This is a genomic window from Pseudomonas sp. P97.38, from assembly GCF_001269745.1.
GTDB lineage: Bacteria > Pseudomonadota > Gammaproteobacteria > Pseudomonadales > Pseudomonadaceae > Aquipseudomonas > Aquipseudomonas chlororaphis_E.
Window position 1 is genome coordinate 31,288 of sequence record NZ_LHVJ01000019.1, and the last position, 15,623, is coordinate 46,910.

The following is a 15,623-nucleotide window of genomic DNA, read 5'->3' on the forward strand; positions in this document are numbered from 1 at the left end:
GTGGCGGGTTCGGATTATCGACTGCTCTTGCTCGCGGGTTTCTCGGTGTTGCCTTGGGCGTGGGCCACGGCTGCGCCCGCCGTGTCGACCCACACACTGGAACTCGACGAAACCACCGTGACGGCTCGCCGCCGCGAGGAAGACCCGCAACACGTGCCCATCCCGATCAACGTCCTCTACGGCGAGCAACTGGACGAAGCCGGCCTGTACCGCCTGCAAGACATCCAACAACTAGTGCCCGGCCTGGTGGTCTCCGGTCACGATACCCGTTTTGCTGGTTTCGGCCTGCGCGGGTTCGGCGCGACGGCCTACAACGATGGCCTGGAAGGCAGCGTCGGCACCTACGTCGATGGCGTCTACCTGGCGCGTCAGGGCATGGCCTTCACCGAGTTGATGGACATCGAGCGCATCGAAGTGCTGCGCGGGCCCCAGGGCACCTTGTTCGGCAAGAACACCACCGCGGGCGCGCTGAACATCGTTACCCGCCAGCCGACCTTCCAGCCCGAAGCCAACCTTGAAGCCAGCTACGGCGAGCGCGGCTTGCGGGAGTCTCGCGGGACGGTTTCCGGGCCGTTGCAGGACGACGTGCTGGCGGGGCGATTGAATATCTTCCACAGCACCACCGACGGCACCGTGAAAAACCTGCAAGACGGCGCGCGCCTCGGCGACGCCGACAGCCATGGCCTGCGCGGGCAATTGCTGTGGACACCGACCACCGACTTCAGCGCGCGCCTCATCGCCGACTATGCCGAGCAAAACGAAGCCGGCAACGTCCTGCTGGTCAATCACTACAGCCAGCAGACCCGCAAGCGCGCCCAGTTCCTCGGCTATCCATTGTCGGAGCCCGACCCTTACAAGCGCGAGGCACGCATCGACGCGCCGGGCCGTCCGCAAACCCTGCAGAACGGCGTGTCACTGGAATTGAACTGGGACCTGGACGAGGCCATGCGCCTGACCAGCATCACCGCCTACCGAGACTGGGATTACCGCGCAACGCGTGACGGCGACAGCACCGCGCTGTCGGTGGCCCAATCCGAGACCGAGCTGGGCCAGCGCCAGTTCAGCCAGGAGTGGCGCTTGTCCGGCACGGCCGGCTCGTCCATCGACTATGTCGCCGGGCTCTACTATCTGCGCCAGCACCTGGATCGGGACATCGATGTTCAATTCGGCCAGGACGCCGCGCCCTGGTTCGTCGGCGACCAACTGGAATCCTTGCAGAAACTCTACGGCATCACCTTTACCGATCCGCGCCAGGTGCCGGCGCTGCTGCTGGACGGCGCCCGGCAACGTTACGACGGAGAACAGAAGGGCGACAGCCGCGCCATTTTCGGCCAGCTCTCCTGGCGTCCGATCGACCCGCTGGAACTCACCGGCGGCCTGCGCTACAGCCACGAGAGCAAGGACGGCTGGGTCTCGCGCGACGTCAGCAACCTGGCTCCGCTGACGGGGTTGCCGCCGGTGTTCCAGGCCGGAGGGCAGTTGCTGCGCGACATCGCCCTGGGCGGGGGTTACTACCGCCAGGATTCGATCAAAGAGCACAACGTCTCCAGCCTGCTCAGCGCCAGCTACCGCTTCAGCGAGGCGGTGATGGGCTACGTCAGTTGGTCGCGGGGCTACAAGGCCGGCGGCATCAACTTCGACGTGGTCGGCCCGTTCACCGCGCCGACCTTCGAGCCGGAGCGCGCCACGTCCATGGAACTGGGCTTGAAGACACGGTTCTGGGAGGAGCGCGCGTTGCTCGATCTCGCGGTCTACCAGACCGACGTCGACAACTACCAGGCGCTCACCTACAGCCCGCCCACCTCCCTGTTCGCGCCGCCGCTGCGGGACAACCTGATCAACGTCGGCAAGGTGCGCCTGCGCGGGGTCGAGCTGGACTCGGCCTGGCAACTGACGCCCCGACTCACCGGGCGCCTGGGCCTGGCCTGGAGCGACGCGCGCTACCGCAGCTTCCCCAACGCACCGTGCCCGCCGGCCTCGGGTCAGTGGACCTGCGACCTCAGCGGCGAGCGTCTCTACAACGCGCCGGAATGGACCCTCAGCAGCGGCCTGGACCACAGCCATCCGCTGTTGAACGGGCTGGAGGTCTACAGCGGCATCGACTACAGCTTGCGCACCGGTTACTACGGCACCCTCGAAGGCGGCGAGGGCAGCTACCAACCCAGCTACGGCCTCACCAACCTGCGCCTGGGCCTGCGCAGCCAGGACCGTGGGTGGGAAGTGGAAGGCTGGGTGCGCAACGTCTTCGACCGTCAGTACATCACCGCGGTCTATTCACTGCTCGGCGCCGGCGACTACGGCGTCATGACCGGCAGCGAAAGAACCCTCGGCACCACCGTCAGGCTTCGCTATTGAGGGGAATGAAGCGCGTTGGGCAAAACGCCAGGCGGTTGCCGCCGGCCTTTTTCGACAGGTACATCGCCTGGTCCGCCTTGCTGATCAGCGCATCGATTTCCTGACCGTGCTCGGGGAAAAACGCCACGCCGATGCTGGCGGCGATTTCCACCGTCTGCGCGCCGATCAGGATGGGCGCGTTGGCCGCTTGCAGCATGCGCTTGAGCAACGGCTCGCTGTCTTCCACCGCCTGTAGCCCGACCAGCCCGGCGACAAACTCATCGCCACCGAGCCGCGCCAGCGTGTCGCTCTCGCGCAGGGTCGCGTTGATCCGCGCCGCGACAATCTGCAACACCCGGTCGCCCCAGTCATGGCCGTAACTGTCGTTCAGGGCCTTGAAGCCGTCGAGGTCGATAAAGGCGATGGCCACCTTTTGCTGGTGCGCCCGCGCCTTGCCCAACGCCTGGCGCATCCGCTCGGCCAACAACAACCGATTGGGCAGTTGCGTGAGCGCGTCATACCGGGCGTCGCGCTCCAGCAACTGGAGGCGCTGCTTGATCTGCGTCATGTCACTGAACAACGCCACGTAATGCTGAACATTGCCGTACCGATCATGCACGGCACTGATGCTGATGCGCGACGTCATCTCGCGACCGTCCTTGTGGCTGCTCTGGATTTCGCCGGACCAGTGCCCGTGGAAATCCAGTGCGTTCTTCATCGGTGCGTAAAACGTCAGCAGCCGCCGCACCATGGGGTGGGCATTCAGCGCCCGACCCTGCACCTCGTCTTGCCCGTAACCGGTGAGGCGGGTGAACGCCTCGTTCACGGCAATGACTCGGCCGAATGGGTCCACCAGAATGGCTCCTTCGCGCGCGTGGCTGAACACGGACGCAGCCAGTTCCGGGCAAATGGCCCCGGCCGACCTGCCCGCGGCGCCTTCGTCACGGGCCACCGGCCACCGTTCGGAATCGAAGCCCAGCCGCGCCAGGTAACCGGCCATGAACGAAAGCGTTCGATGCAGGCGGATCAGCACCGCGGTGGCGAGCCTGGAGTGACGGATGAAGGTGTGTAGGTTCATGGTGGCGGGCAAGGGGTGTGCAAGCGAAGCGGGGATTATCGAAGGGCGCAAGACGCGAGGACTTTGCTGGAGCGGATGAAAGCTTTGCGGGAGGGGAAATATTGAAGTTTTTTTGCAGGCTGAGCGGGGGGATTGCCGATCGGTTGTCCGGGAAGGGGAGGAGGTTGCCCGAGACCGAAAGGAAAACCCAATCCCCGTGGCGAGGGAGCTTGCTCCCGCTGGGCTGCGTAGCAGCCCCAAAACCGCCCGACGCAGTTAATCGGGAGAGGATTACCAAGGGTTATTCAAGGCAGACGATTTGAATGATGCGGTTTTCGCCATGAAATGTTGTGTGAGTCCACTCTTCTATCGTTTTTATCTGCTGCGGTAGCAGCTCGTAGACAAAGCAAAAATCTTCCGGTGTTGTCCAGCCCATAAGCACAGCCAACTGGTCCATATAGACGCTTGGAACTTCCACTGTCTGTATTAGCTCTTCCGTTTCCATGTCAAAAACTTCAACGATGGGTTTCACTTTCTACTCTCCTTGTCGGGTCGGCGGGTTTTGTTTGTTCGCCGGTGATCGAGTCGTATTCATTAGCGGCTTGGGCCGGCGACCATTTCGCTCACAAACCGGTGCTGGTCATAAGAGCCTCATCGCGAGCTTGCTATGGGCCACTACCGGCGCTGAGAAGAGCGACTGTTGACCCAACTGGACGGTGAAGAGGCGGACTAACCCCCGTGGCGAGGGAGCTTGCTCCCGCTGGGCTGCGTAGCAGCCCCACATCGCGAGAGCGAAAAATGGATTAGATGATTAGGTCAGTTTCACCACTTGGTCCGGTATCGAAATGCAATCTGATAGTCGAACTTTTCTGGATCGATTGGATGATCAAAGAAGGGCTGGATGACAGGTATCCATCCAGCAAGCACATCAAAGCCTCCGTCATATATTTCCGGTTCGCTTTCCAGATCCAACTCAGAGATCACCGACAAGTCATCTTCCATGTCCTTCGAATATTCTTTGCCTCCAGCCAGTTCGGTTTTTTTGTCGTACCAATCCAATCTAAGCTTCAAGCCCATTGAAGTCCTCACAAATACTTTTTAATGCTGCGGTTTTTTCTAGCCTGACTTACTTGCTGACCCGTTTCGTGATCGAACGCGCCTAAATGGCTTCCATCGCTTGCTCGGTATGCCTCGAGCTGGGAACCGTGTTCGCGCCGATCCGCTTGAGGGGCACCGTGCCGGAAGGGTCGGCACTGCGGCCGCCGAGCCACATCAGATCGCCGTACTGCTTGACCAGATCCGCCGGTACGTAGCCATTGGGGTTGCTGTAATCAATGATGCCGTCGGGCAGCTTGCAGCTTTTGGCAAACACGCACCCAGTCACCTCGGGTAGCGGTTTGTTATCCACCGGAGCCCAGCGTGCGTGTTCATAGGCTGCTTGTCGGGCAAGCATGGCTTCATAATCCCGCTGTCGGGTTTCGCGCGCGGCCAGTTCGCTGGCAGTCATGTCTCTGTAAGTGATGTGATGCCCGTCACCGGCGGGCGGGTTTCGGACCTTGGGAATGTCTTGTTTGCGTGTCACTGCGCTGAGCGTCTCGTCCGATAAAGGCAGGACAGACGCTAACGTGAGATCCCAGAGGAGGGTTGTAGGAGGTTTCTGGGAATGGTTGGTCCATTTTCGCTAATGCAGGAAAAGCCGGATGATCCGTGATCTGGTTCGATCTGAATGGATCGCACGTGTGGGTGGCAGCAGGTGATTTGGCTGAGGGCGTTTGAGATCAGGTGAGGAAAACACAGCCCGTGGCGAGGGGATTTATCCCCGTTGGGCCGCACAGCGAAAGGAAAACACAATCCCGTGGCGAGGGAGCTTGCTCCCGCTGGGCTGCGTAGCAGCCCCGAAACTACCCGACGTAGTTCATCGAAAAAAGAATCATGCCCCCCGCCGCTAACTAATTGCTACTGGTCAGGAAAAGCAAAAAATTGCGAGGAAACTCGATTGAGCACGCTTTTTCCAAGGCTTCAATTTGGGCAGCACTCAGCTCATAGTCGTACAAATGATCTTCTTTCTGGCTCCAGTTCATTGTTTTTGCCAAGGCTTCGCCGTCGATGCCAAGCGTTGTTTCGTATGTGGCGAAATCATTCCCGTCAACGACGCCAATTATTTTGTATTTCATGGCTCTGTCTCGTTGGGTGGCTTGGCTTTTGTTTTTTAGAAAAAGAGGAGGGTCGGATACGTATTGAGTGATCGTCATGCTTCTACCAACTGTCTCGATATTCGAACGAGACCTGATAGATGTAGCTGGTCCGGTCAATTGGATGTTTAAAATAAGGTTGGAGGATTTCTATCCACTCTTGAGGGACGTTAAAGCCGCCGTTATTTATATTGTTTTCGAATGGAATTCCTAGGGCTTCAATGACAGCACCATCCTCGCCCAAATCTCTTGAATCCTCCTCTCCTTCGAAGGATTCGGTTTGCTTGTTAAACCATTCGAGTCTTAGTTTAAGCCCCATTTAACCCTCACAAATATTTTTTGATATTACGATTTTTTTTGGGGCCGTCTGTCTGCTCGCCAGTAATATGGTCGAATGCCCCTAAATGGCTTCCATCACTTGAACGATAAGCTTCCAATTCGCCATGTGAAGAATCCCATTCATAAATTGTTCTGCCTTTAGCATCAAGCCAGCGATGCCGTAGGCCTCCACCTCCCTGCACCGGTGTCTTTTTTACGCCTATTTTCAATCCAGGGAAGCCAGTAATTTCGTGGGTTTTTGGAGCAGGATGATAGTCGTGGCCGGTCTCGGCCAACCCCTTTCGGCGAACACTCAAAACCACATAAACCGGCCGAACCCCCGAATCCGCCGGAAACACCAGAATGAAGTCCCTGTACTCCGGCGGATAAATCGGGTCGACAATGATGCTGTCGGCCATCGGTGTCGGCGGGTAGATCCATGCGGGAGGTGCCTGGGGCGCGGCCTCCAGAGCAGGGATGCCAAGGGTGTCGGAAGGGTCGGTGGCCGGCGTCCAGATCAGTTCGACGCCATCACCCAGGTCGGCGACGAACTGCTCGGCCCGCGGAGTGAACTGGACAACGTCGACCATCTCCCAGCCGCCATTTTGACCCGTATAGAACCCATACCCCTTGAGACTGCCATCGGCCTGCTGCTCGATGTTCAGGCGCATGCGGCTGCGCGCCTGCTTGAGGTTGCGTAGCTGGTCCTCGCTGTAGAGTGCGCTGTCACCCAGGCTGGAAGGCCAGAGCAGGGCGATGATGCCCGTCAGCAGAGCTGCGCCGACGGTACTGCCGGCAGCAGCCGTAGACGCTGCCGAACCGCCCAGCGCGAACCGGCCCAACGTCACGGGCACCGTGTTCGCGCCGATCCGCTTGAGGGGCACCGCGCCGGAAGGGTCGGCACTGCGGCCGCCGAGCCACATCAGGTCGCCGTACTGCTTGACCAGATCCGCCGGTACGTAGCCGTTGGGGTTGCTGTAATCAATGATGCCGTTGGGCAGCTTGCAGCTCTTGGCAAACACACACCCGGTCACCTCGGGTAGCGGTTTGTTATCCACCGGAGCCCAGCGCGCATGTTCATAGGCTGCTTGTCGGGCAAGCATGGCTTCATAATCCCGCTGTCGGGTTTCGCGCGCGGCCAGTTCGCTGGCAGTCATGTCTCTGTAAGTGATGTGATGCCCGTCACCGGCGGGCGGGTTTCGGACCTTGGGGATGTCTTGTTTGCGTGTCACTGCGCTGAGCGTCTCGTCCGATAAAGGCAAGACAGACGCTAACGCGAGATCCCAGGGGAGGGTTGTAGGAGGTTTCTGGAAATGGTTGGTCCGTTTTCGCTAATGCAGGAAAAGCCCTCGCTGCGTGCGAAGCAGGAAAACTCGCCGCTGGACCGGGAGTCATTTAATATCCCGACCTCGTCAATACGTGGTCTCGTCCATGCAGTCTCTCGAAAATACGCTGCTGTCTTATGCCACACAGCATCTGCCATCACTTCCCCATACCTATACCTGGACGTTCGATACCGCTCTCGTCCATCGTTCATTTAAATGGGAGATCGATGGCTCGAACTGGTACGAAAAAGCGCGCGCTTTGAAGCGACGTATCGCCCAGGAGTGGACCACGTCGCCCGAACGACGAATGGCCCTCGCCGACTATGCGGTGCGCGTGTGGGGCGGTATTGGGGGGAATAAGCTCGCAACGATGCAAGGCTACGTTCAGACCGTGTCACAGGGGCGGGTGCCGGACAAGCACAATGGCATCGCCTCATGGTCGAAGGTGGCGGCATTCTCGAATCCAACCGAACATGCCATCTTCGATGCGCGGGTTGCATTTTCCCTTAACGTTTTACAGATGCTTCACGGTGATGAGCAACGCTGGTGGTTTCCGCACTTGGCGGGTCGAAACACGCATCTCAATGCCTGTTGGCCACGCTTGAAGACCCAGGCGCGGCAACAGCGTTGGATTCGAATTGCAACGACCGATGTCTACTCGACGTACATTGGGGTGTTGATGAACGTCTCCCGAAAACTCAATGTCGAGGTCGGTGACGTGGAAATGTTGCTCTTTTCGAAGGCGGAAGATTTTGCCGGGGCATTCAACGAGGCCTATCCCCCGTCCTGACGACCAAAGCCCCCGCCACTGATCAAAAGGAGGCGACAGGCGACTTACCCGTGGCGAGGGAGCTTGCTCCCGCTGGGCTGCGCAGCAGCCCCAACCTCCCAGCCCGGCAAACTCCGCTACGCCAGCACAACCCGCCCAAACCGGGCGTTGTGATCCAGCGGCGTAATCGCCAGCAACTGATCAAGACGAATCTCCAGGCGACCGTCCGCAGTTTCCACATCGAGAAATTCCTCCCGCGTGGGGGCTGTCCGCGTGGTGATCGCCCGGGCGCTCAGGCGTTGGCCGTCAGTCAGTTCGATGTCCAGCGTATAGCCGTACAGGCAGGCGATCTCCAGGTAATCATGCAGGTCGCAGTTCAGTGGGTGATAGGTGTTCATCTCATTACCTCGACAGCGACCGAACAGGGGGCGTGCTTGACCCCCCCTGTCGATCGCAAGGCCAGTGGGTCGATCAGCGCAGTTGTTCCAGCATGGCCCGCAGTTGGTCTTCGCGCACCTCATCGAGTGGGAACACCGGCAAGCGCGGATCGCCCACTTCCAGACCAAGGGTGCGCAAACCGGCCTTGATCGTCGCCGGCAAACCGCCCTTGAGGATGAAATCCAGCAGCGGCAACTGACGATAGAACAACGCCCGCGCGTTGTTCAGGTCATTGGCCAGCACGGCAGCGTAAAGGTCGAGGTTGAGCTGCGGGATCAGGTTTGGCGCGGCGGTGCACCAGCCCTTGGCGCCGGCGGCAAAGGCTTCCAGCGCCAGCGGATTGCAACCGTTGTAGAACGGCACCTGGCCTTCGCCCAGCACTTGCAGCTTGTGCATGCGCTGGATGTCGCCAGTGCTCTCCTTGACCAAGGTGACGTTCTCCACCGCGTTGAAAATCCGCAGGATCAGTTCCACCGACATGTCGATGCCGCTGGTGGCCGGGTTGTTGTACAGCATGATGGGCAGGTCGATGCTGGCGCCGATGGTTTTGTAATGGGCGAGGATTTCCGCCTCGCTCAATTTCCAGTACGAAGCCGGCAACACCATCACCACATCGGCGCCCTTCGCCTGGGCGAAACGCGCGCGACGCACCGCCTTGGCGGTGGTCAGGTCCGACACGCTGACCACCGTCGGCACCCGGCCGGCGACGCGGGCGATGCTGAACTCGGCGACCTGGTCCCACTCGGCGTCGCTCAGGTAGGCGCCTTCGCCGGTGCTGCCCAAGGGCGCGATGGCGTGGACGCCGCTGTCGATCAGGCGATCGATGGACTGGCCCAGCGCGTCCAGGTCCAAGCCCTGGCCGTCGGCGGAGAAGGGCGTGATGGTGTAACCGATGACGCCGTGGATATTGGGGGTAGACATGGCGAGGCTCCTAATAGGGTCAGTTCAGGCAATCGGCGTGCTGGCGCAGGTTCTGCCGGACGTAGTAGTCGAAGGCGGCCGCGTGGCGCTTCGGTCGGGCGATCCAGTCGTGGGCTTCGCGGCCCAGGTGCGGCAGGATCGGTTTCACTTCGCCGGCGGCCATGGCCAGCAATTGCAACTTCGCGGCGCGCTCGATCAACTGGGCGATGTTGCAGGCTTCCTCCACGGTGGCACCGGTGGACAACTGGCCGTGGTGGGAAAGCAGGATGGCGCGCTTGTCACCCAAGGCGCCGGCGATCAGTTCGCCTTCCTCATTGCCCACCGGCACACCCGGCCAGCCCTCCAGGAACGCACAGTCTTCGTACAGCGGGCAGAGGTCCATGTGGGAAATCTGCAGCGGCACTTCCAGCATCGACAGCGCGGCGATGTGGGTCGGGTGGGTGTGGATGATGCAGTTCACGTCCGGCCGGGCGCGGTAGACCCAGGTATGGAAGCGGTTGGCCGGGTTGGGGATGCCATGGCCTTCCAGCACCTCCAGGTCTTCATTGATCAGCAGCAGGTTGCCGGCGGTGATCTCGTCGAAGCCCAAGCCCAGTTGCTGGGTGTAGTAGGTGCCCGGCTGCGGCCCACGCGCGGTAATCTGCCCGGCGAGCCCTGAGTCGTGGCCGTTCTCGAACAGGATGCGGCAGGTCAGGGCCAGCTTTTGTCGTACAGTCCACGTATTATCCGGCAGTGTTTTTTGCATTTGGTTGACCGCGTGCTGGACCAACTGGTCCTTGGGCGTCGCCAGTGTCTTGCTCATATCCGTTCTCCTGATTCGTTCTTTGAGCGTTCTTGATCCGCGTCATGGAAGCTGTGAAGGGAAGGTGCTAATGACACTAAATAGACTACATGACACAAAGTGTCATTTGCAATCGCAGATTGTCCGTTTCTCTGGAAATGTTGGTTACCTATGTCCATTCGCTTGAAATTGCTCAGGAAAAAACTCGGCATGACACTGGACGTCCTGGCCGAAAAAACCGGGATGACCAAGAGCTACCTGTCCAAGGTGGAGCGGGGCTTGAGCACGCCCTCCATCGCCACCGCGCTCAAGCTCGCCAAGGCGCTGAGCGTGAAAGTCGAGGAGCTGTTCTCCGAAGAAAACATCTCCCTCGACAGCTACAGCCTGGTGCGCAGCGAAGACCGCCAATCCCTGGCGGCGAGCAGCGGTAGCTCCGAATACGCGGTCTTGGCCCACCAAGTGTCCGAGCGCAGCCTGCTGCCCTTCATCCTCTATCCGGCGGCTGAGTTCACGGCGCATCACGCCTTCAAGGAGCACACAGGGGAAGAATTCCTGTTCGTGCACGAAGGCCAGGTGGAAGTGGATTTCATGAACGAGCGCGTGCTGCTGAACCGTGGCGATGCCCTGCATTTCAATGCACAGAAGCCCCATCGGTTGCGTTCGGTGGGGGATGTTCAGGCACAGTTGCTGGTGGTGGTGCACAGCGATGAGTCATCGGAGAAGAGCGAGAACGCGTAGCGGCTCCAATCGCAGGTAACCAACGTGGCGAGGGAGCTTGCTCCCGCTGGGCTGCGCAGCAGCCCTGTAAAGCCCGACAGATGCCCCCAGGAACAAGGGCAAATCACTGGAGAAACTCAAGTTGTTGGATCAAGCGCCGATAGGATGCGCAAGAATTTTATCCCGAGGGACCGGAGCATGTTTTACCCGCGTGAAGCTGAAAAAGACCATCTCTACAACCGCATAGTCCTGCTGACCATTGCTTGCATCTTGCTGCTGTTTCTAGCCTCACTGGCAAAACACTCAGGGACCATTTATGGCGCCATTCGTTGGACCCCTGTCGAGGTGAAAGGCACGGTGACGCAGTTGGAAGGCATCCCGATGAATCCCAACGGCGTCATCATTCATTACCGATATGTCGATGGGGATCAACAGGTTCATGAAGACGAATACTTTGACCAGCGCTACAACGAACATCATCAGTACACGGTAGGTGGAGACGTTCCACTGCTTTATTCCCGCTGGTTTCCCCAGGTCAGCAGCATCGCCAGCGAGCTGCACACCAATCGCGCCAGCTTTATCGTCATGGCGGGCGGGGTATTGCTGACGTTGTTGTTCCTGTGGATCTCCTTCAGGACGTTCGGGCGCATTTATGGCTTGAAGCAGGAAGACCGCTTCTACTAGAACGGTTGTCGGTCATGGCGACCTTTTTATCCTGAGAGAAAACCGGAGCGGTCAGAGAGACGTTTTGGAACTCAAAGGTCCCTTCGCTCAGGCGACACGTCATTCATGCCGTCGGTATTCCTATCAATGAAAAGTCTGTTTCTCGCGTTGCTCTCGGTCACTCTACTTTCCGGGTGTGTCACCAAATCTTTGAGTGTTGAAGACCGCCACCAGATCAAGACCATCAGGATCCTTCCTGTGTACTTTGCGGTGGAAAACTTCAAGTACACGAGCATGACCCAGGCTTGGGGGGCAGGCCTGGGTGCCGGGGCAGGCGCAGCGACTGGCATGGCGGCTGGCGCATCGAGCACTGGCACGAGCGCATTGACGGGTGCCGGTTCGGTCATGGGCACCAAGGCGGCCGATGGCGCGACGGCAGATATCTCTCAAGCGATTTTGAACAACATGCAGGCCCACGGTATCGATCTGGGAAAACTGGTACGTGAAAGCTTCGAGAAGCGCATTAAGCAAGAGGGTATGTTCACCCTCGTGGCGGAAGGCGAGAAAGCGGATGCCGACGTTGAAATCATGGTTTCGCAGTGGGGACTGAGTCTGAAAAACTACAGCTCCGTGCTTTACCCAGTCATTGGCGTCAACGGCTCCATGAAACGCAGCGGCACATCGGTTTGGCGCAACTTCAATACCATCTCGCCCTTCAACGAAAGCAACACCCTCGCCTACACCCCTGAGCAGTACGCCACCGATCCCGAAGCACTGCGTGCGGCGTTTTCCCGCGTATCTGATCTGGCAGTCGGCAAGCTGATAGAAGACCTGAAGCAGTAACTGCACAGACAAACCGGAGTGCTGCACGCCTCCTCGTGGATCAGGAGCTATTAATGACCGCTGTCTCGACACTTAAGCAGTACTCGGTAAAAAGCTGGGCCGCTCTTGTAGCAATTGTTGGCTTGATGGCGGGGTTCCCCGCCATTTCAACCTGGTTGGCCGACATGAGGGCTGACTACTACAAAAGCCATTTCATTGGACGTTGGACCGAGGAGTTCAGCTATCCGAATGGCGACAGCGGTCAGTTCGAATTCAAGGGCATGATCGAATACTTCGCCAGCAACCATTACAACGTGAGCGGTGTGGTCGCGTTGGTTGGTACAGAGCCTTCTAAACCCTGTCGGTTCGAATACAGCGTCAATGGCGCGGGTAGCTGGAGTGCCGATAGCGAGTACCTTTCGTTCACGTTGGGGCAAATGAAGACGTTGCCCAAGTCGTATACGGTGGACGGCAAAGAGATCTCGCCTTTGACGGTGGCGCAGTTTGTCGGCTCTAGCATGCCCAACCTCAGTGATATCTACCCGGCAGGGGCATCGGGGCAGGCGCGCATCAAGGAGGTGGAGAAGGACAGGATTGTCCTGGAGCAAAGAGCCCTGGACGGCAGGCCCTTCATGGTGACCACCCACCGTCAGATCGTGCCCTAGAACTCACATAGCCTTGTGCCTTTGCCTACAACTACGCCAGAATCCGCCGGCTTGTGCGCCTGGGGTTGCGTCGGTAGTTTGGACCTGTCACTGATTGTCAGTGATCGGGTTTAGCAGCTCGCGGTGAAACAGGTTGTGCAAGGCGTCATCCAGCCAGGATTCTCCATCCTGCACTTGATGGTGGCTGTGCGCAGGGCGTCCCCGGACGCGCCGGTTTCTTGTTTCCCCGGTCTGCTAACCTGCGTACAGCTGCCTCCCATCGTTTAGCAGCGAGCGGGTGATGGCTCCTATTACAGGAAGCAAGAGAATGGCAAAAGTTACTCCGAATCCCCCAGATACAGACGAACACGTCTCCCGCGCCCAATCTACCCGCAACAAGAAAATCGACGACGCTGCCACCCGCGCGTTGGATTACTACCTGAAACCCAAGCCTAAGGGCGAAACGTCTGACAAGACCGACTCTATTTTTCGGATTGATCCGGGGGTTGATTCTGAGTGTTTGCTTGCGAATCTCAGTGAGAATCTGGCTTCGGCGAATGCGATGATCAGTGATTTGGCGTTTGACCTGGATGGGTCACGGCGGCGTGTTGCGTTGGGGATTTTGCAGGTGATTGAGGTGAGTGAGCTGTTGGCGAATCGGGCGTTGGATATTGTTGAGGTGAGGTAGGGACTCTTACCCAACTTAAAAGGCCTTGCCAGCAAGGCCTTTTAAGTAAGTGAATGATTGACATGCAGTTCAGTTTGGCGTCCATACAGCGATTGACACATTGATTGGAACAGAGGGTGACGCCTCTGACCACTCTTTTTGAATAAGTGGCAGAGTGCCCGTGTAATGTTTGTTTCGCGGCAGATTTGGATTGTCGGCATCAACATAGTAAATTCTTAAATATAGGTCAGGGCCACTTTGGCATCTGTAAGCCCAGTGCAATTGATAATATGCACAACCTCCATTTGCCCGAGTGCCGCGCAGCCGTACCATGTATCGCTGAGTGCTTCCTTCAGCCGTAACAAACGCTGCTAGTTGAGTATATTCGCCATCAGGTGTACTTATTGGTGCGGTGGGGCCGTTGTCTGGCGATCGAGCTAGTACATAGGGGGCCAATCCTTCGGGTACGCTGAGGCGTAACTCAGCTACTCGGTGCCCGATAAGTATCAATCGTTTTCCCGAAGGCTCGACATTACTATTGACGAGTCTGGCAGTGTTTTCACGCCATACCCTTGCGGTGTCACCTGTAGTGGTGCTACCCATTACGACACCATAAAAATTTGTGTAATGAGGATTGGAGTAAACGCCTTGGTGTTCGTTTCCACATAGGATGGTATAAAAATAATCCATAAGCGGGCGGCTGGCTTTATAACCTTGAGCGTAGTTGCTCGCCTCACCACAGTGGTACGCCCCTGCGTTATGTGCCACTTCATGCCTGAGCACGGTGCTTTCATCCAGTACTGCGTTAAGGCTTGTAAATCCGGGTCGATAAGCTATTCCATACTCATAGCCATCCCAGAAGCTACCGCCCTTGCCGGTGAATACGACATTCAAATCAGTCTTCAATAGCGACTTGTAAGGGGCGAGAAAATTTTGCCAGCTGGTTAGGCCTGCACTGGATACGGAGGTGTTGTTATGAAAGACGGTAACCGCTGCAAGCCTTAGAGCGATCTCGTTGTTTCCTGTTTTTCTAAGCGCCGTATTTACCGTTTCAACCTGACCCAAGGCAAAAGCAATAGGATCGGAAACCTTGTTGTAAACTGCATTGCCATAGGCAACCAGAACATCAGCATAGGACATTGCCTTCGGTGTATTGACGTCAACTGATGCGGCGGTATCGGATATCAGAGACTCCGTTGTGTCTGTTTCTACCGTATCCGGCGTCATGGGGTCGTATGACGCATCTGCTGTGAATTTGCTTTTGCCATTCGGGTCAATCTCAAGTAATCCACGCTTATTTGGTTCATCAACAAACGCTGTGACGGACCCGTCAGGTGAACGTACCAATACCATGGAGCCTGTCTCTTCCTTTGCATCATTACGCAAAGAACCGCTTTCCACCGTATAACCTTGCTGGGTATCGAGAGTCGAGCGCTCGAAATGGGCCCCTCCTATTGCAGATGAGTAGAGTTTGGGATCGGTCGGTATATTGGCTCTATCAACCGATACATCTCGGACAACCTTTTCATCCGGTCCTAGAGTGGCCAATTGAGCCGCCCAACTTTCAGTCGCAAAAATAAAAACACAAATAATGATGAGTGCCGGCCTATGTTTCATGGCTTTTTTCCTTGCTTTAGAGAGCGTTAAGGTGGCATGGCAACACGATTACTGTGAGTAAAAACCGGTGTGCGGGACCGAACATGGTCCAGAGTCGGGCTTAGGCGTTCAGCCGTTGGCCTTGAAGGGAGTCTTGCCCTCGGATTGTGAGATGCCTACTGTTAAAGTTGACAGTCTTGACGAGCGGCTATTGAACATCTGATCTGGCCCGAAAAGGGACGAAAGAGACAGTCCCCAAAAAAAGGAGCCATGCAAAAAAAGGGATAACTTGGGAAAACAGGGGATTTATTGTGGAAAAAATCTGCCGTCGTGCCCGATTTCCCCTAGGTGTTTCCCCCGCACCAAGCCCCCCCAGTGC

Annotated in this window: 18 protein-coding genes and 1 pseudogene; 7 read left to right on the top strand and 12 right to left on the bottom strand. The window is 57.8% G+C overall.

The genetic code is table 11. The features are described from left to right. Window positions 1-2,355, top strand: a complete 2,355-nt coding sequence (locus AD664_RS15630) for a TonB-dependent receptor (protein ID WP_083454207.1) — start codon at window positions 1-3, stop codon at window positions 2,353-2,355. Here AD664_RS15630 and AD664_RS15635 read toward each other — a convergent pair. The 8 genes and pseudogenes from AD664_RS15635 to AD664_RS15660 all read right to left on the bottom strand — a co-directional run bounded on the left by AD664_RS15635 (window position 2,339) and on the right by AD664_RS15660 (window position 7,133). Next, window positions 2,339-3,412: a sensor domain-containing diguanylate cyclase gene (locus tag AD664_RS15635; RefSeq protein WP_053147747.1), complete on the bottom strand. Its 1,074-nt coding sequence runs from the start codon at window positions 3,410-3,412 to the stop codon at window positions 2,339-2,341. The two genes, AD664_RS15630 and AD664_RS15635, sit on opposite strands and share 17 nt — an antisense overlap. Window positions 3,413-3,692: 280 nt before the next feature. Beyond that, complete coding sequence (locus tag AD664_RS15640; protein WP_053147749.1) at window positions 3,693-3,923, bottom strand: hypothetical protein; 231 nt, start codon at window positions 3,921-3,923, stop codon at window positions 3,693-3,695. Between the two features lie 290 nt (window positions 3,924-4,213). Continuing rightward, window positions 4,214-4,468, bottom strand: a complete 255-nt coding sequence (locus AD664_RS15645; protein ID WP_053147751.1) for a colicin E3-like toxin immunity protein — start codon at window positions 4,466-4,468, stop codon at window positions 4,214-4,216. 8 nt (window positions 4,469-4,476) lie between these two features. Further along, a pseudogene (locus AD664_RS28220) lies at window positions 4,477-4,551 on the bottom strand (hypothetical protein); the annotation flags it as partial. Beyond that, entirely contained in the window at window positions 4,551-4,898 is a 348-nt protein-coding gene (locus AD664_RS15650; RefSeq protein WP_053147753.1) for a hypothetical protein, read from the bottom strand. The pseudogene AD664_RS28220 and the gene AD664_RS15650, both read right to left, overlap by 1 nt. A gap of 442 nt (window positions 4,899-5,340) precedes the next feature. After that, window positions 5,341-5,643, bottom strand: coding sequence for a hypothetical protein (locus tag AD664_RS15655; RefSeq protein ID WP_157061572.1), 303 nt, complete (start codon window positions 5,641-5,643; stop codon window positions 5,341-5,343). Window positions 5,644-5,647: 4 nt separating this feature from the next. Beyond that, window positions 5,648-5,902: a colicin E3-like toxin immunity protein gene (locus AD664_RS27095; RefSeq protein WP_083454209.1), complete on the bottom strand. Its 255-nt coding sequence runs from the start codon at window positions 5,900-5,902 to the stop codon at window positions 5,648-5,650. A gap of 7 nt (window positions 5,903-5,909) precedes the next feature. Continuing rightward, a complete protein-coding gene (locus AD664_RS15660; protein WP_053147866.1) occupies window positions 5,910-7,133 on the bottom strand; it encodes a colicin E3/pyocin S6 family cytotoxin in 1,224 nt (407 codons plus the stop codon). Window positions 7,134-7,332: 199 nt separating this feature from the next. On the opposite strand from AD664_RS15660, the gene AD664_RS15665 reads away from it, so the two are divergent. After that, window positions 7,333-8,016 carry a hypothetical protein gene (locus AD664_RS15665; protein WP_157061573.1) on the top strand — a complete coding sequence of 228 codons (684 nt, stop codon included), beginning with the start codon at window positions 7,333-7,335 and terminating at the stop codon, window positions 8,014-8,016. A gap of 116 nt (window positions 8,017-8,132) precedes the next feature. Here the strand turns inward: AD664_RS15665 and AD664_RS15670 are convergent, their stop codons facing one another. The 3 genes from AD664_RS15670 to AD664_RS15680 all read right to left on the bottom strand — a co-directional run bounded on the left by AD664_RS15670 (window position 8,133) and on the right by AD664_RS15680 (window position 10,156). Then, a complete protein-coding gene (locus AD664_RS15670) occupies window positions 8,133-8,393 on the bottom strand; it encodes a Rho-binding antiterminator (RefSeq protein ID WP_053147759.1) in 261 nt (86 codons plus the stop codon). A gap of 73 nt (window positions 8,394-8,466) precedes the next feature. Next, window positions 8,467-9,354, bottom strand: a complete 888-nt coding sequence (locus AD664_RS15675; protein WP_053147761.1) for a dihydrodipicolinate synthase family protein — start codon at window positions 9,352-9,354, stop codon at window positions 8,467-8,469. Between the two features lie 19 nt (window positions 9,355-9,373). Next, the gene (locus AD664_RS15680) at window positions 9,374-10,156 is read right to left on the bottom strand and encodes an aldolase (RefSeq protein WP_053147765.1); all 783 of its coding nucleotides are present in this window, start codon (window positions 10,154-10,156) and stop codon (window positions 9,374-9,376) included. Window positions 10,157-10,306: 150 nt separating this feature from the next. On the opposite strand from AD664_RS15680, the gene AD664_RS15685 reads away from it, so the two are divergent. The 5 genes from AD664_RS15685 (at window position 10,307) to AD664_RS15705 (ending at window position 13,669) form a co-directional block, all read left to right on the top strand. After that, window positions 10,307-10,873 carry a helix-turn-helix domain-containing protein gene (locus tag AD664_RS15685; RefSeq protein WP_053147768.1) on the top strand — a complete coding sequence of 189 codons (567 nt, stop codon included), beginning with the start codon at window positions 10,307-10,309 and terminating at the stop codon, window positions 10,871-10,873. A gap of 177 nt (window positions 10,874-11,050) precedes the next feature. After that, window positions 11,051-11,536 (top strand): DUF3592 domain-containing protein, encoded by a 486-nt coding sequence (locus AD664_RS15690; protein ID WP_053147771.1) that lies wholly within the window; start codon window positions 11,051-11,053, stop codon window positions 11,534-11,536. Between the two features lie 126 nt (window positions 11,537-11,662). After that, window positions 11,663-12,358: a hypothetical protein gene (locus AD664_RS15695; RefSeq protein WP_053147868.1), complete on the top strand. Its 696-nt coding sequence runs from the start codon at window positions 11,663-11,665 to the stop codon at window positions 12,356-12,358. A gap of 53 nt (window positions 12,359-12,411) precedes the next feature. Continuing rightward, the gene (locus tag AD664_RS15700; RefSeq protein ID WP_053147772.1) at window positions 12,412-13,002 is read left to right on the top strand and encodes a hypothetical protein; all 591 of its coding nucleotides are present in this window, start codon (window positions 12,412-12,414) and stop codon (window positions 13,000-13,002) included. Between the two features lie 307 nt (window positions 13,003-13,309). Beyond that, window positions 13,310-13,669: a DUF6124 family protein gene (locus AD664_RS15705; protein WP_053147773.1), complete on the top strand. Its 360-nt coding sequence runs from the start codon at window positions 13,310-13,312 to the stop codon at window positions 13,667-13,669. A gap of 69 nt (window positions 13,670-13,738) precedes the next feature. Here the strand turns inward: AD664_RS15705 and AD664_RS27540 are convergent, their stop codons facing one another. Continuing rightward, on the bottom strand, window positions 13,739-15,265 hold the full coding sequence (locus tag AD664_RS27540; protein WP_157061574.1) for a hypothetical protein: 1,527 nt from the start codon (window positions 15,263-15,265) through the stop codon (window positions 13,739-13,741). Window positions 15,266-15,623 lie beyond the last annotated feature (358 nt).

Coding starts and splice junctions, on each gene's coding strand:
- AD664_RS15645 (WP_053147751.1), bottom strand. CDS start 4,468: ATGGGCTTGAAGCTTAGATTGGATTGGTACGACAAAAAAACCGAACTG.
- AD664_RS15665 (WP_157061573.1), top strand. CDS start 7,333: ATGCAGTCTCTCGAAAATACGCTGCTGTCTTATGCCACACAGCATCTG.
- AD664_RS15685 (WP_053147768.1), top strand. CDS start 10,307: ATGTCCATTCGCTTGAAATTGCTCAGGAAAAAACTCGGCATGACACTG.
- AD664_RS15650 (WP_053147753.1), bottom strand. CDS start 4,898: ATGACTGCCAGCGAACTGGCCGCGCGCGAAACCCGACAGCGGGATTAT.
- AD664_RS15655 (WP_157061572.1), bottom strand. CDS start 5,643: ATGACGATCACTCAATACGTATCCGACCCTCCTCTTTTTCTAAAAAAC.
- AD664_RS15700 (WP_053147772.1), top strand. CDS start 12,412: ATGACCGCTGTCTCGACACTTAAGCAGTACTCGGTAAAAAGCTGGGCC.
- AD664_RS15695 (WP_053147868.1), top strand. CDS start 11,663: ATGAAAAGTCTGTTTCTCGCGTTGCTCTCGGTCACTCTACTTTCCGGG.
- AD664_RS15675 (WP_053147761.1), bottom strand. CDS start 9,354: ATGTCTACCCCCAATATCCACGGCGTCATCGGTTACACCATCACGCCC.
- AD664_RS27540 (WP_157061574.1), bottom strand. CDS start 15,265: ATGAAACATAGGCCGGCACTCATCATTATTTGTGTTTTTATTTTTGCG.
- AD664_RS27095 (WP_083454209.1), bottom strand. CDS start 5,902: ATGGGGCTTAAACTAAGACTCGAATGGTTTAACAAGCAAACCGAATCC.
- AD664_RS15670 (WP_053147759.1), bottom strand. CDS start 8,393: ATGAACACCTATCACCCACTGAACTGCGACCTGCATGATTACCTGGAG.
- AD664_RS15680 (WP_053147765.1), bottom strand. CDS start 10,156: ATGAGCAAGACACTGGCGACGCCCAAGGACCAGTTGGTCCAGCACGCG.
- AD664_RS15705 (WP_053147773.1), top strand. CDS start 13,310: ATGGCAAAAGTTACTCCGAATCCCCCAGATACAGACGAACACGTCTCC.
- AD664_RS15635 (WP_053147747.1), bottom strand. CDS start 3,412: ATGAACCTACACACCTTCATCCGTCACTCCAGGCTCGCCACCGCGGTG.
- AD664_RS15690 (WP_053147771.1), top strand. CDS start 11,051: ATGTTTTACCCGCGTGAAGCTGAAAAAGACCATCTCTACAACCGCATA.